Source organism: Deltaproteobacteria bacterium (assembly GCA_020848905.1).
Lineage (GTDB): Bacteria > Myxococcota_A > Polyangia.
Genome location: JADLHG010000026.1, coordinates 16037 through 30318, shown reverse-complemented (window position 1 = coordinate 30318; position 14282 = coordinate 16037). Strand labels below are relative to the sequence as shown.

Below are 14282 nucleotides of genomic sequence, written 5' to 3'. Positions count from 1 at the left end.
ATGGCGTCTCGTCGGGGCAGTATACCACGCGGCCCGCGCTCAGACCCTTACGGGCCGAAAGCGGCCCGACATGCGGCGGGCCTGAACCGGTACGCTGGCCATGAAGGTGGTCCCTTGCCCCGCGGCGCTGTAGACGGCGAGCGTTCCGCCGTGGAGCTCGATGAGCGCGCGCGCGAGCGGGAGCCCGAGGTTCAGGCCGCGCTGCCCGGGGCGGCGGCGGAAGCCCGAGAAGAGGTGCTCCTTCTCCTCCTCGGAGAGGCCCGGCCCGTCGTCGGCCACGACGAGCTGGAGCGTGAGGCGCTGTTCGGTGATGCGCGTCTCGCCCGCCGGCGGTGTGGCGCGCACGCGCACCTGGATCCGTCCGTTTTGCAGCGCCTGGGCGGCGTAGGTCACGAGGTAGGCCAGCGCCTCGGCCAGGCGCGGGCCGTCGACGAAGAGCACCGGCAGCCCGGCCTGGAGCTCCGAGGAGAGCTCGACTCCGGCGGGCACGCCGCGGGAATGCGCCTCCTTGAGCGCGGCCGAGAGGAGCTCCGCCGGCGGCATGTCCTCGCGGTGCAGCGCCAGCCGCCCCGCCTCGAGCTTCGCCGACTCCAGCACCTCGTTCACCAGGTGCAGTAGCTCGGTGCCGTTGCGGTGGATGGTCTCGATCGCCTGGTGCTGCGCGGGGGGGAGCTCCCCCTCCATCCCCTGCAGCAGGAGCTCCGCGAAGCCGAGGATCGAGTTCAGGGGACTGCGCAGATCGTGACTCATGTTGGCGAGAAACTGCGTGCGAAGCTGGTCCGCCTCGAGTGTGCGCTCCACCGCGACGAAGTGCGCCACGTGGATCGAGGTGATGCGCGAGAGGAGGGCGTTCACCGCGCTGGTCAGCTCGCGCAGGTCGCTGAACTGCGGCGCCCCGGCGACGAGCGGCGAGAGCCCCTTCGGCGTCGGCTCGGCGTCGGCCTGCGGTCCCTGCGCCAGGAGCGAGATGCGCTGGGTCACCGACCGGATGTCCTGACTCAGGCTTAGCCCGAGGTTGCGTCCGACGAAGACCGCCACGCCGAGGAGCAGCGTGGCCAGCACCACGAGCACCGAAAGCTCGCCGGCGGGCGCATGGGAGGGCTCGAGCGTCGTGAGCTGCAGAAAGGAGGCCCCGTGGCCGGGGACGAGCGGGGCGCTCGCGGCGGTGGGGCGGTCCCCGAGACGCACCTGACGGCCCGGGAGTCGCGCGGCCGCCAGGGCTTCCTTCCAGGAGTCCTCGGCGAGCCAGGAGGAGCCGTGGGCCAGCGTGTCGGCCAGGTGCTGCCCGTAGCGCTCGGCGCTCTGCTGCTCGAGGCTCAGGATCCGGCCGGCCCCGATCACCGCCGTCGGGACCGTCGAGGCCAGGCCGAGGGTCACGAGCGCGAAGGCCACCTTGCCGGTCACGGGGATGCGCGAGGCCTCGGGGACCTCCTCGTGCCGGAAGTGGGCCAGCAGCGGGCGCATCCAGCCGCGCGTCACGAGGTAGAAGAGCACTCCCGCCGCGAGGGTCAGCGTGGCGGTGCCGGTGGCGAGCCCCACTGCGGCTCCGGCCGGAAGGTCGAAGACCAGCACGTCGAGGGGGATCTTGCTCGCCGTGAGGAAGGTGGCGAGCCCCATGCCGACGAGGACGAAGTCCACGGGGAAGCGCAGCACCGTGCGGCGGACCGCGGCGCTCTCTGCGGCGGGGATCTCGAGCCCTTCCTCGTCGCGCACGCGGGAGAGAAAGCGCGCGACACCCCTTAGGTAGGTCATGACGTAGGCCGACAGGACCAGCACGAAGAAGGTGGCGTAGACCCCCCAGGTGAGCGTCTGCTGCTGGAGCTGCAGCGGGGAGAGGCCGAGCAGGCGCTGGCCCCCCGCGAGTTCGGTGACGCCGAGCACGGCGGTCCCGATGGTCACGCCCAGGATGAGCCGCAGGCGGAGCGACCCCATCGCGAAGTAGACGCGGGTCACGGCGCGCTGCCTCCCGGGGTGCTCCCTTCGGGGCGGCTCCCTCGCGGGTCGCTTCCGCCGCCTGGTCGGGACGACGCCGCCAGCGGGGGGCCGGCGACGCGCAGGAGCACCGTGAAGCGCGAGCCCCGGTCTATCTCGCTCTCGGCGGAAATCTGCCCACCATGGAGCTCCACGAGGCGGCGGCAGATCGCGAGCCCGAGGCCGGTCCCCTTGCGCTTCGACCGCAGCGTGCCCGCCTGACGGTACTCCTCGAAGACGCGCGGCAGGTCGGTGGCTCCGATCCCCGTGCCCGTGTCTTCCACCTCGAGGCGCACGAGGTCCGGGCCCTCGCGCCGGGCGCGCAGTGTGACCGACCCCTCGGTGGTGAACTTGATGGCGTTGCTCACCAGATTGAGCAGGACCTGCTGGATGCGGCGCGGATCGGCCACCACCTCGGGCAGCTCCTCGGCGAGGTCGAGCTCGAGCTGCACCTTCGGGGGGCCCTCCTTCGCGGCGGCGCGCAGCACCGATCGCTGGCCCTCCGCGATGTCGCGGCAGAGGCGGGCCAGGTCCACCTTCTCGGTCTTGAGGGTGAGCTTTCCGGACTCGATCACCGACAGGTCCAGGACGTCGGTCATCAGCGCGAGGAGCTGCTGTCCCCCCTTCGAGATCGAGCGGATGTCCTCACGCTGGGCGGTCGACAGAGGACCTTCGATCCCCTCGAGAAGAAGCTGCGCGTGACCGCAGAGCGAGTTGAGCGGGGTGCGGAGCTCGTGGCTCACGTCGGAAAGGAACTGGTTCTTCATGCGCTCGGCCTCGGCCGTCTTGCGGACCGAGTCGCGGTAGGCCTCGAGCTCCGCGCCGAGGCGGGTCCGCAGCTTGCCGACGGCGGCCACGAGCTCGCCGACCTCGTCCAGCGAGGTCACCGCGAGCGGGCGTCCCAGGTCGGGCTGGTCCTCGCGGGCCATGGCGTAGAGCTGCTGCGTGACGGTGCGGAAGTCGCGCGAGGCGTCCTGTCCGACGGCGCGGCCGAGCATCCCGGCGAAGAGGAGGAATCCGAGCGCGAGGAGGACGAGCGCCGGACCGATGTCGGTGGCGGCGACCTCGGCGTCGGGAAGCGACGGGGCCTGCAGGGCGGCGATCCGGCGATTGCCCGGGGCTGGTTCGACGGCGCACCGCCACTGCTGCTCGGCCTGGCGGCAGCGCTCGCCGCGCTGCTCGAGGGGGATCCGCGGGTCGAGGCCCGAACGGCGCGACAGCACGCGGCCGTCCTCGTCGAGCAGGACCACCTGCCCCTGGCGCGCGGCGGGGAGCGTCTCGACGAAGCCGCGATGCTTGGCGTGCGGGAGCCGCTGGAGCTGGACCTGCACCGTGTGCAGCAGGGTGGAGAGGTGCCCGCGCGCCATCTGCTCCTCGTTCGAGAGCACGTGGTAGTAGCTGTGGACTCCGATCAAGGTCCACGAGACGCCGGCCAGGGCGAGCGCCGAGACGGTGAGGGCCGGCGTGATGGCCAGCACGGCGAGGCTCGACCTGCGGAAGAGCCCGCGCGAGGTGGACGGGGCGGGCTCCGGTGCGGCGCTGGACGGGCTGCCGTCGGCCTCGGCTCGCCGCGGTCGGCGGCTCGTCGCCAGCAGGCGGTTCATCTCCGCCACGAGCGGCACGCGGAGGATCGGGCGCAGCAGGGTGGTCACGCTCAGCACGAGCGCGGGTCCGGAGAGGAAGATCCCGAGCGGGCGGTGTCGGAGGAGCGCATCGCGCTCGATGAGCGCGCCGAGGAAGAGGGTCGTGGTGGCGGCGACTCCGAAAGCGAGCACGACCTGGCCCGGCAGGTTCCCGAGGTGCTCGGCGCGCACGCCGCGGCGGAGGCCCCGGTGGCCGGCGAGGAGCACCGCGGCGCCGGCCAGTCCGGCGGCCATGGGGGAGAGGACGCCCCAGAGGGGGACGCCGGTCCAGCTCGCCGCGGGGAGCGAGACCAGGAGCGGCAGGCAGAGGGTGAAGAGCAGGGCCGTGGCGGCGCTGGCCGAAAGGAGGCCGAGGAGCGAGAGGGTGAGGCACCGCCGGGACATGGCCGGCGATTATAGCGTGAACCTGAGGGCTTAATAGGCCGAAGGCCGGGCTCGCGGGCCCCGTGCACGTGCCGTAGATCGATCGGACGGGAGCCGCGTTTCTAGGGACATCCGCTCGTACGAACCGAAGGAGAGTCCCATGTCCACCCAGCGTAGACGTAACGTGACGGTCGGGTTGATGGCGCTCGCGGGGGTCATCGCCGTCGTGGCTCTGGCGCTGGCCGGCCGGAGCGACCGCGCCCTCGTGGCCCGGCTGGACCCGCGTCTTGTCGACCCTCACCCCGTGCATCCGCCGCGCGTGGCCACGGTGAAGCCGCCGGTGGTGCCCACGCGCCCGACGGTGGCGCCCGAGCCGCCGAGGCCCGTGGCCGAGGAGAAGTCCCCGCAGGTCGACCTGGTCTTCGCGGTGGACACGACGGGCAGCATGTCGGGGCTCCTCGCCGGGGCGAAGCGGAAGATCTGGTCCATCGCCAATCAGGTGCTCTCGGGGCAGCCGAAGCCGCACGTGCGCATCGGCCTCATCGGCTATCGGGACGTGGGGGACGCGTACGTGACGCGCCGCTACGCGCTCTCGGAGGAGGTGGACGACGTGTACAAGAACCTCCAGGGCTTCGAGGCTGCCGGGGGCGGGGACACCCCCGAGCACGTGAACCGCGCGCTGGCCGAGGCGATCCGCAACATGCAGTGGCGCGACGGCAAGGACGTCCTGCGGCTCATCTTCCTCGTCGGGGACGCGCCGCCGCACGAGGGGCGCGGAGGCCTCTACTCGAAGGAGCTGGCGCGCGAGGCGAGCCAGAAGGGGATCGTGATCAACGCCGTGCGGTGTGGCGAGATGGAAGAGACGGCCACCGCGTGGCGCGGTATCGCCCGGGTGGCGGGCGGCATGTACGCGAGCATCCAGCAGGACGGCGGCATGGTGGCGATGGCCACGCCGCACGACCGACGGCTGGCGGAGCTGAACCGCAAGCTCTCGGCCACGCTCCTTCCGTCGGGGAGCGGGGCGGAGAAGGACGCGGCCCGCGAGCGGGCCCGGTCGAATCTGTCGATGGACGAGGTGGCGCAGGCCGAGAGCGCGACCTATCGCGCCCGCCGCGGGGCGATCGACGGCGCCGACCTCTTGAGCAAGCTCGGGCGTGGCCGTGCCCTCGGGGGGATGGCGGCGCGAGAGCTCCCGCCGCAGGTGGCCGCGCTGCCCGCGCCGGCGCGGCAGGCCTACGTGGACCGCGTGGCGCGCGAGCGGAAGGAGGTCCAGGAGGAGATCGCGAAGCTGGCCAAGGCCCGCGACGGATACCTGAAGACCCGGCGGAAGAGCGTCCGCAGCGACGCCTTTGACGACAAGGTGGGCGAGGCGCTGAAGGCGCAAGGCCCGAAGGCCGGGATCGCCTACTAGCCGGGATCGCCTGCTAGCCAGCGCGCGCTAGCCACCCACCCAAAGTCGGAGAGCCTCCTCTCCGCCCCCCTACCGACGGCCTGCAACGATCTCCAGCGCTTCGCCGACGAAGGCAGCCGGCACGCCGCTTGCTCAAGGCTCCGACATCAACCAGCGACGGGTCTTCTGCTCGCATGCCGCCCAAGGTCTGGCGGCAGGCGAGCGGATCACCACCACGAGCCCGCGGCGCCACGCGCGCCAGGCGGGGAGTCAGGAGGCGTGTGATGAAAACCTCGAGCCGAATCGGACTCGGAGTGATCGCGGCGGCGATGCTGTTCGCAGGAGCGGCGCAGGCAAAGGGGGGGCTGTTTCTGACCCTGAACCCGCGCCAGGCCACGGTGCTGTCCAAGGCGCTCATGCCGCGGATGAAGGCGGCCGTCCGGGCCAACGCCGCGGCCGAGCACGCCGGCTACCGCGCCTATCGCGTGGAGGTGGCCGCGTTTCAGTCGGATCACTTGAACGGCAAGCTGATCACCGGAGGCGTCTACGGCCTCGAGTCGAAGCCCGAGCAGGGGAAGGGGCGCGCCATGTACGTGCGGCTCCCGGGGACCATCGGCTTCGGCGTCGAAGTGACCGGCCGCGGGGTGAACACCCTGGCCAAGGCGGCGACCTGGATGCCGTCCCCGGTGCTCTGGATGCTGGGCAACCTCCTCGACGTGAAGGTCAAGGTCACCGATTCGAGCAAGATGCCGATCGGTCCGTACAGCCTGAAGTAGTCCGCCGTAGCGCCCGCCGCGGCATTGTTCGGCCGTGCAATATTATTGAGTAGCGAAAAGAGCGTTTCCCAATGTTATGCACCGAGGTCATCCTCGAGTGCATGACGAACACACGCGAAGCGCGAAACAGCGGTAGGTCGGTGGGGCGGAGCACGGGGGTCGGCGCCGCCCTGCTCGGGGTGTCGCTCTGGTGTGCGGGGTGCTCGCGCCCCGGGTTGCCTGAGACGGGCGACCCGCGGGCAGAGGTCCCTGAGCAACACCTTCCCCCGGCTCCCACACCCGGGGTGGGCCCGACGCCTCCCGGAGTGGCGCCGCCGGGCACCCCCTCTGCGGCGACCGGCTACTGCGCTCCGCAACCGGCGCACCCGGGGTCCGAGCTGGCCCCCGAGCTGCTCGCCTGGGTGCGTGCCGCCGAGGGGAGCTCCTGCCGCCTCGAGCGCCGTACGAGCGGCGGGGTGACGGACGGCTTCCCGACCCCGCTGGAGCTCTTCGCCGCGCCGGGGAGCACCTCGTGCGATGGCGGGGATTGCTTCGTCGAGCTGCCCGCGGTGGCCCGCGCCTGGACCCACCGTCCACCGCCGATGGCCTTCTCGAGACCGGGTGACCTCGAAGGCGAACGCTGGGCTGGCACGATCCGCGCGAAGCGCCACGCGACCACCGGCGAGCTCCACGTGACGGTGCTCGCGATGGAGTACGGCTCGACCGCCGCGCGACGCCTGGAACGGCGCTTCGACCGGGCCGGGCACCTGCTCGAGGACCGCTACCACTTCGGCGGCGCCCTGTGGTTCACGTGGACCAACACCTGGGACGGAGCGCGCCTCGTGGCCTCGCGCTTCGTGGATGGTATCAACCGGACCGGCGTCACGGAGCGCCGGTGGAGCTACCGGGGGGATCGCCTCGTCCGCTCCACCGTGACGCACCGCGATTCGGGGCGCGTGGGGAGCGCCGACTTCACCTACGATGCGGCGGGCCGACTGACCGCCGTGGAGCGCGCGGTGGACGGAGCCCGGTGGGCGCGACAGGAGTGGGTCTACGCGGCCGACGGTCGGCTGCAGCAGAGCCGTACCGAGCTCGCGCCGAAGCTCTACCAGGAGGGGGGGGCGCTCCGCGGCTCCGACGACCTCGAGCCGCTGGTCGCCGCCTTCCACCAGCGCGAATGGACGGCCGCGCGGCCCGAGCGGCCGGCCGCGGGCGGCTGCGCCACGCTGCCTCACGCCATGAGCTACGGCTACCCGGAGGCGGACGGCGTCTACGCCCTGGGCTGGCCCGTCGGGGATCGACCGGCGGGCCTCGATGGCGACTACGGGTTCGGCCCGGCCTACGACACGGGGATCGATAGATGGTTTGGGCACGACCGCGTGGAAGGGATGGCCTGGCACCCGGTGTGGGATGCGCCCGTCCTGCGGGCGGAGCTCGCCTATGACGTGCTCGGCCGCATGGTCGCCGAGAGGCTGTCGGGGAGCGACGGCTCGGTGACGTACGAACGCACCCGCGCGCTGGACGGCGAGCGCGTAGCCAGCGACGTGCGCCTGCTCCACCGGGACGGCCAGCGGCTCGTCACGGCGCTGACCTTCGTCTACGACCGCGACGGGAGGCTCGTGACGCGCGCGTACCGCATGAATGGCGTGCTCGTGGCGCAGCACGGCTGGGCCTACGAGGGGGCCGAGGTCTCGCGGCACACGATCGCGCGCCACGCCATCGCGTCGCGGCCGACCGACGGGGTGGGGGCGATCCCCGAGGGGCTCGGCCAGCTGCCCGCGACCCTGCCGCCCCCCGTGCTGCACGAGCGCCGCTTCTCCGCCGGTGGCCGGCGCATCGCCATCTACCGCAACGGCAACCTGCTCGAGGAGCGCACGCGCGACGCGGCGGGCCGTATCCTGTCCCGGCTCTATCCTCCGGGGTCGCTCCACGCGTTCTCGTACGACGCGACCGGGGAGCTCGCCTCGTACTACTCCGGGGCCCCCGCCGACGCCACGCACGCCATGAGGCTCTCGTACGAGCGCGCGCCGGATGGCCGGCTGCTCGCGCGTCACTGGGGCTACTACGCCGGGCGGTCCGACACGGATCGCTTCACCTACCTCTGTAAGTAGGGCCCCGACCGCCCATGCGGTGCGCGCGCTCCGCGTCTTGTTCGGCGAACCCACCGGTGGCAGAGTCAGCGGGGTGGGGCATTCCCCGCGCCTTCGGAGGCCCATGGAGGTCCGACTCGATTCCCCCGCCGACCAGGCCGTGCTGAGCGCCCTTCGGGGCGGGCAACTGCGGCAGGCGGCGAGTCTGCTGATCCGCAACCACAGCCAGGCCGTGTACGCGGCGTGCCGCTACCTCACCGACGGCGCGGAGGCGGCGGAGGAGCTGGCGTACCGGACCTTCACGGAAGCGGTGACCGAGCTCCTGCACCTCCGGCTGGAGGGCTCGCTCCGGGACTGGCTCCTCGGGGTGGCGCGCGGTCTTGCGCTCCCCGAGGTGCGGGCGCGCCTCTACGCCGCGACGGGGGACGAGCCGGTCGGCACGCCCCGCGGGGCGACCTATCCACCGGGCCTCACGCCGGACCTCCTGCGGGTCGCGATCGAGGAGCTGCCTGTGCCGCTCCGCGTGGCGCTCGCGCTCCGCTACGGCCACGGGCTGGCGCGCGATGCCGTCGCCGCCGCGCTGGATGCGCCGCGCGAGCGGATCGACGCCTGGATCGACGACGGGGTGGGGCAGCTCGAACGCCGCTTGCGCCTGGCTCAGTGCAGCCAGCCGGGGGTCCACGAGCAGCTCCTCGACGCCCTGCGCCACCTGGTCTGGCGGCAACCGGAGACTCTGCCGCGTCGGCTCGAGGCCCTCGTCGGCGCGTTGTAGGACGAAGTGCGACGATCGGCCGCGGTGCGCGGCAAGGAGGAGCGCGTGAGTCAGATCATCATTTACGGCAAGCCGGGTTGACCGTACACCACCAAGGCCCGTGAGGCCTACGCTGGCAAGGACGTCACCTATCACGATGTGAGCCGCGACCCGGACGCGCTCGACGCGATGCTCGTCGCGAGCAAGGGGCGGCGCGTCGTGCCGGTGATCGTGGAGGCCGACAAGGTGACCATCGGGTTCGGCGGCACCTGAGGACTCTGACCCCGCGGGCCGGTCGGCTCGCTCGATTCGCGCGCGCGGCGGCGCCCCCGCCCTTGCCGCGCCTCCTCCGTCGGGTCACGCTTATACGTGATGCCCCGACGGACGGTTGCCTGCTGTGTGGCGCTGCTCCTCCTCGCGGGACGAGACGCCACCGCGTCGCCGCTCGGGATTCCCCACGAGCGCTTCCGCCTGAAGAACGGCCTCGATGTGATCCTCCACGCCGACCGCCGACTGCCTCGCGTGGTGGTCCACGTGCTCTACCGCGTGGGCTCGCGCAACGAGCCCGCAGGACGGTCGGGGGCGGCCCACCTCTTCGAGCACCTCATGTTCTCGGGCTCGCAGAACGTGCCCGAGAAGCAGATCGATCAGCTGATGGAGCGTGCCGGGGGGTGGAACAACGCCTACACGAGCGAGGACATGACGGTCTACTACGACGTCGGACCGTCGCGGCTGCTCGAGCGGCTCCTGTGGATCGAGGCCGACCGCATGGCCACCCTCCCGCTCGCGCTCACGCAGCGCAAGCTGGACCTGCAGCGCGAGGTGGTGCTGAACGAACGCCGCCAGAACTACGAGAACGCCCCCTACGGCGTGGCCCAGCTCCTGTTACCGACCCTGCTCTACCCCAAGGGACACCCCTATAGCTGGCCCGTGATCGGCTCGCCGTCGGATCTGCGGGCCGTGACCCTCCGCGACGTGCAGGAGCTCTTTCGGCGCTTCTATACGCCGCGCAACGCCTCGCTCGTGGTGGCGGGGGACTTCGAGCCCGCCCACGCCCGGAGGCTCGTGGAGCGCTACTTCGCCTGGATCCCGGCCCCGCCCCCCGTGGACGCGCCCCACCGCGCGCCGGTGAGCCTCCGGCGCCCGGTGCAGCGCACCGTCGCCGACCGGGTGAAGACGCCGCGACTCTACCTGGCGTGGCTCTCGCCTCCGGCGCTCACTCCGGGGGACGCGGAGCTGGACCTCGCGGCGATGCTCCTCGCCGAGGGCCGGCGCTCGCGGTTGCACCAGGCGCTGGTCTACGAGCGGCAGGTGGCGCTGGACGTGGAGGCGCGGCAGGACTCCGGTCAGCTCGCCTCCACCTTCGTGGTGGAGGTCACGGCCCGGCCCGGGGTCTCGCGGACGAGGCTCCTCCGGGTCGTGGAGCGCGAGCTCGCGCGCTTTCTGGCCGCTCCGCCGACGGCGCTCGAGCTCGAGCGGGTGAAGAACCAGGTGGAGACCGCCTTCGTGGCCGGGCTGCAACGGGTGCAGCGGCGGGCCGAACTCTTGAACCGCTACCTTGCGCTCACCGGGCAACCCGATTACCTGGGCCGCGATCTGGCGCGTTTTCGCCGGGCCACGCCCGAGGCTGTGCACGCGGCCAGTCGACGCGTGATCGATCTGAGGCGTCGCGTGCAGCTCTGGGTCGTGCCGGCCCACGGAGCCGCGGAGTGACGGCGTTGCTCAGGCTCCTCGTGCTCGTGGCGCTCCTCGGCGCGCAGCTCGCTACCTGCGCCTGCGGCGCGCCGCGCTCGGGCGCCGCCGGGGGGGCGGTCGCCGTGCCGGTCTTCATGAAGCGGCGGCCGCCGCTCGGTCCCGCGCGCGCGCTTCCGTTCCCCGTGGCGACGGTGACGCGGCTCGAGAACGGGCTGCAGGTGTGGATGCTCCCCAAGCGGGATCTGCCGATCCTGCGCCTGGGGGCGCTCGTGCTGCGCGGGGCGTCGAGCGACCCGCCGCAGCGGGTGGGCCTGGCCTACGCCACCGCCGAGCTGCTCGAGAGCGGGGCCGGAGCGCGCGACGCGCTCTCCTTCGCCGCGGAGCTGGAGCAGATGGGCGCGAGCATCTACAGCTCGGCCGACTGGGATTCGATGCTCGTGTCGATCCAGGCGCTCAGCCGCCACGAAGAGCAGGTGCTGGCGCTGCTCGCGGACGTGGTGCGTCGTCCGCGACTCGAGGCGGAGGAGTTCGTGCGCCTCGGCACGCAGCTCCGAGCGCGGGGAGAGCAGCGCCGGACCCGCGCCGACCGCGTCGCGGCGCTCGCGCTCCGTCGCAGCCTCTACGGCGAGCACCCCTACGCGAGGCCGCTCCTCCCGACGCCGACCGAGGTGGATCGCCTGACCGTGGAGGACGTGCGCCGCTTCTACCGGCAGCACGTGCGCCCCGAGAACGTGGTCCTCGTGGCCGTCGGCGACGTGGTCCCCGAGCGCCTGCTGCGGAACCTGCGCGCGCGCTTCGGCGACTGGAAGGGGAGCGAGGAGAAGCCGGAGGAGCGGGCCTCGGGCGAGCCGGAGGCCCGCGAGCTCGATGCGGCGCGCGTCGGGCCGCGGCGCTCCCCGCGGCTGGTGCTGGTCCGCCGACGAGGCGCCAGCCAGTCGGTAATCCGCGTCGGACACCTCCTGCCGCCCCGCGCGGCGACCTCCGAGGCGGCGGTGCGGCTGATCGGGACGATCCTCGGCGGCTGCTTCACGAGCCGACTGAACGAGAACCTGCGCGAGCGGCACGGCTTCACCTACGGGGCGCACGCGGTCTTCGACCAGCCGCGGGGGCCGGGCCAGTTCTACGCCGAGGCGCAGGTGGCGACGAAGGACACGCTCGCGGCGCTCGACCAGCTGCTCTACGAGCTCGAGCGTTTGAGGTCGACCGACGTCCCTCCCGCCGAGCTCCGGAAGGGGCGTCGGCTGGTCGTCGAGAAGCTGCCCGCGCGCGCCGAGACGGTGGCGGGGTTGCTCAACGCCGCGGTGGAGCTGGCTACGCACGGCCGTCCCGCGGACGCGCTCGGCCGGCTTCCCGAGCAGGTGGCCCGCCTGGACGCACGGGGACTGCGTCGGGCCGCAGCGAGTCTTCTCCGGCCTGCCGACGCCACGATCGTGGTCGTCGGGGATACGGATCGCCTCGCGGCTGCCCTCGTGGCGCGTTTCGGTCCTGCGGAGTGGCTGACCGTGGATGGGGAGGCCATCGCCGCGCGCTGAGGGCGGGCCCTCGGGTCGGTCAGGGAAGCGTGCGCGCGCAACGAAAGCCGACCGTGGCATAGGCGGGCGTGGTCTGCGCGGGCAGGTGAAAGCGGCTTGCGGAGCGCAGTTCCTCGGCGGGAGAGAAGTAGGAGCCGCCGCGCACCACGCGGTCGCCGACGGCCACGGCGCTGACGGGGTCGATGCGCGCCGCCCCGCCGAGGTCCGCCGCGTAGAGATCCTGCACCCACTCGGCGAGGTTGCCGGACATGTCGTAGAGCCCCCACGCGTTCTTGGCCTTCTGCTGCACGGGGTGCACGGAGTTGGAGGAGTTGCGCGCGTACCAGCCGATGAGCTCCGCGCCCGGGTCGGCGCGCGGACCGCAGTTGGTGATGGAGCCGTTGTAGAAGGCCGACGAGCTGCCGGCGCGGGCCGCGTACTCCCACTCGGCGTCCGTTGGGAGGCGATACCCCGGACAGCGATAGAGGTCGCTCCCCGCGTAGCCCGGGGCGGCGGTGCAGGCGGTGCTCCCTCGTGTGCCGCTGCAGCTGTAGCAGCGGGCGAGGCCGGCGCTGGCGGAGAGCGCGTTGCAGTACGCCATCGCCTCGTGGGACCCGACGAGCTCGATCGCGCAGCTCGTCCCGCACCCCGTCTTCAACCCGGTCGGCAGGTAGCCGAGGCGCGTGTTGAACTCCCCCTGGGTCACCTCGGCCGCCGCGACCTCGAAGGCGCGCGTCAAGCGGACCTCGTGCTGCGTCTCGTCGGTGGCGTCGCGACAGGGCTCCGTGACCGGCGAGCCCATGCGGAAGCACCCGGCGGGGATCGTGCACCAGCCCGCGGTGCAGCGTTCCACCACGGTCGGGTGCACGCACGGTCCTCCCACCGGGGGAGGGGCATCTGCCAAGGCCGCATCGCGACGGGTGGTGTCCGGGACGCGCGCGTCGGCGGGGAACGCCGGCCGTCCGTCGAGGCTCCGCGTGAGATCGCGGCCCGGCCCTGGGGCGTCGCGAGCGGCACCGTCGGCGTTACCGCGCGCGTCGTCCGGGGTGAGGCCGTCGCCGGGGAACGCCGGGAAGGCGCCATCCCAGCCGCCGGTCGTCCCGTCGTGCAGGTAGGGTGGCCCGCCGTCGCCAGGACCGGCGGGAGCGTCCACGTCTGCCGGGGCGAGGAGGGCGAAGCCGCCGCGCACGCAGCCCGTCGAGAACGGCCCGGCCAGCACCACCAGGGTGGCCACCAGGCGGGTAGACCCGAGAAACGGGATGTACGGACCTCTCACGGGCGCTCACCCAGCAGAGCCAACGGTAGGCCCGCACCTCAGTGTGACGGAGCGCGGCCCAACGCGTCAACGCTCCGGCCCGTTCGGCGGCGCTGCGATGAGAGGTGCCGTTACACTTCCCCGAGCCGGCGCCGGAACCAGCCCGTTGCCAGGGAGGGCCGCCTGTCGTAGAAAGGCCCGCTCGGCGCAGGAGTCAGCCATGAACCTCGTCTTCCTCGGTCCTCCGGCCGCGGGGAAGGGTACGCAGTCCGCGGCGATCATCGACGCGTTCCAGATCCCCCAGATCTCGACGGGAGACCTCATTCGCGCGCAGATCCGCGGCGGCACCCCTCTCGGCGCGCGCTGCCGGGCCTTCACGGACCTCGGCCAGCTCGTCCCCGACGAGCTGGTGATCGAGATGGTCAGGGAGCGGCTGGCGGAGCCCGATTGCGCGGCGGGGTTTCTGCTCGACGGGTTTCCGCGGACCGTGGAGCAGGCCAAGGCGCTCGACGCCCTGCTCGCCGAGCGCGGCAAGCGCCTGGCCCACGTGCTCTTGCTCGAGGTTCCGGACGCGGTGCTCGTCGAGCGCGTGACCGGCCGCCGCTCGGACCCCGACACGGGCAGGGTCTATCACCTGCGCTTCGACCCTCCCCCCCCGGAGGTGGCCGCGCGCCTGATCCAGCGCGACGACGACACCGAGGTCGTGCTCACCTCCCGGCTCCGCGAGTACCACGAGAAGACCGCTCCGCTCGTCCCCTACTACGAGCGGGCGGGCCTGCTGCGCCACATCGACGGTAACGCGCCCATGGCCCAGGTCACGGGTCGTCTGTTCGCCGCGCTCGGGCGGTAGGCGGCCAG

11 protein-coding genes are annotated in these 14282 nt (G+C 72.6%); 8 read left to right on the top strand and 3 right to left on the bottom strand.

The window, feature by feature from the left end; translation table 11 throughout:
• Positions 1–39: 39 nt before the first annotated feature.
• The gene (locus IT371_10290) at positions 40–1953 is read right to left on the bottom strand and encodes a HAMP domain-containing histidine kinase (GenBank protein ID MCC6748037.1); all 1914 of its coding nucleotides are present in this window, start codon (positions 1951–1953) and stop codon (positions 40–42) included.
• Positions 1950–3998, bottom strand: coding sequence for a hypothetical protein (locus IT371_10285; protein MCC6748036.1), 2049 nt, complete (start codon positions 3996–3998; stop codon positions 1950–1952). The genes IT371_10290 and IT371_10285 overlap by 4 nt, the downstream gene beginning before the upstream one ends.
• A gap of 139 nt (positions 3999–4137) precedes the next feature.
• Between IT371_10285 and IT371_10280 the strand changes: the two genes are divergently transcribed.
• The 7 genes from IT371_10280 (at position 4138) to IT371_10250 (ending at position 12190) form a co-directional block, all read left to right on the top strand.
• Entirely contained in the window at positions 4138–5388 is a 1251-nt protein-coding gene (locus tag IT371_10280; GenBank protein MCC6748035.1) for a VWA domain-containing protein, read from the top strand.
• A 263-nt stretch (positions 5389–5651) separates the two neighbouring features.
• Positions 5652–6143 (top strand): hypothetical protein, encoded by a 492-nt coding sequence (locus IT371_10275; GenBank protein ID MCC6748034.1) that lies wholly within the window; start codon positions 5652–5654, stop codon positions 6141–6143.
• Positions 6144–6244: 101 nt separating this feature from the next.
• Positions 6245–8233, top strand: a complete 1989-nt coding sequence (locus IT371_10270; protein MCC6748033.1) for a hypothetical protein — start codon at positions 6245–6247, stop codon at positions 8231–8233.
• Positions 8234–8336: 103 nt separating this feature from the next.
• Positions 8337–8984, top strand: a complete 648-nt coding sequence (locus IT371_10265) for a hypothetical protein (GenBank protein MCC6748032.1) — start codon at positions 8337–8339, stop codon at positions 8982–8984.
• A 45-nt stretch (positions 8985–9029) separates the two neighbouring features.
• Positions 9030–9236, top strand: coding sequence for a glutathione S-transferase N-terminal domain-containing protein (locus IT371_10260; GenBank protein MCC6748031.1), 207 nt, complete (start codon positions 9030–9032; stop codon positions 9234–9236).
• 99 nt (positions 9237–9335) lie between these two features.
• Positions 9336–10676 (top strand): insulinase family protein, encoded by a 1341-nt coding sequence (locus tag IT371_10255; GenBank protein ID MCC6748030.1) that lies wholly within the window; start codon positions 9336–9338, stop codon positions 10674–10676.
• On the top strand, positions 10673–12190 hold the full coding sequence (locus tag IT371_10250) for an insulinase family protein (protein MCC6748029.1): 1518 nt from the start codon (positions 10673–10675) through the stop codon (positions 12188–12190). The genes IT371_10255 and IT371_10250 overlap by 4 nt, the downstream gene beginning before the upstream one ends.
• Positions 12191–12209: 19 nt before the next feature.
• On the opposite strand, the gene IT371_10245 is transcribed toward IT371_10250, so the two are convergent.
• Positions 12210–13445 carry a formylglycine-generating enzyme family protein gene (locus tag IT371_10245; GenBank protein ID MCC6748028.1) on the bottom strand — a complete coding sequence of 412 codons (1236 nt, stop codon included), beginning with the start codon at positions 13443–13445 and terminating at the stop codon, positions 12210–12212.
• A gap of 199 nt (positions 13446–13644) precedes the next feature.
• Here IT371_10245 and IT371_10240 point away from each other — a divergent pair, with 199 nt between their 5' ends.
• A complete protein-coding gene (locus IT371_10240) occupies positions 13645–14274 on the top strand; it encodes an adenylate kinase (protein MCC6748027.1) in 630 nt (209 codons plus the stop codon).
• Positions 14275–14282: the final 8 nt, after the last annotated feature.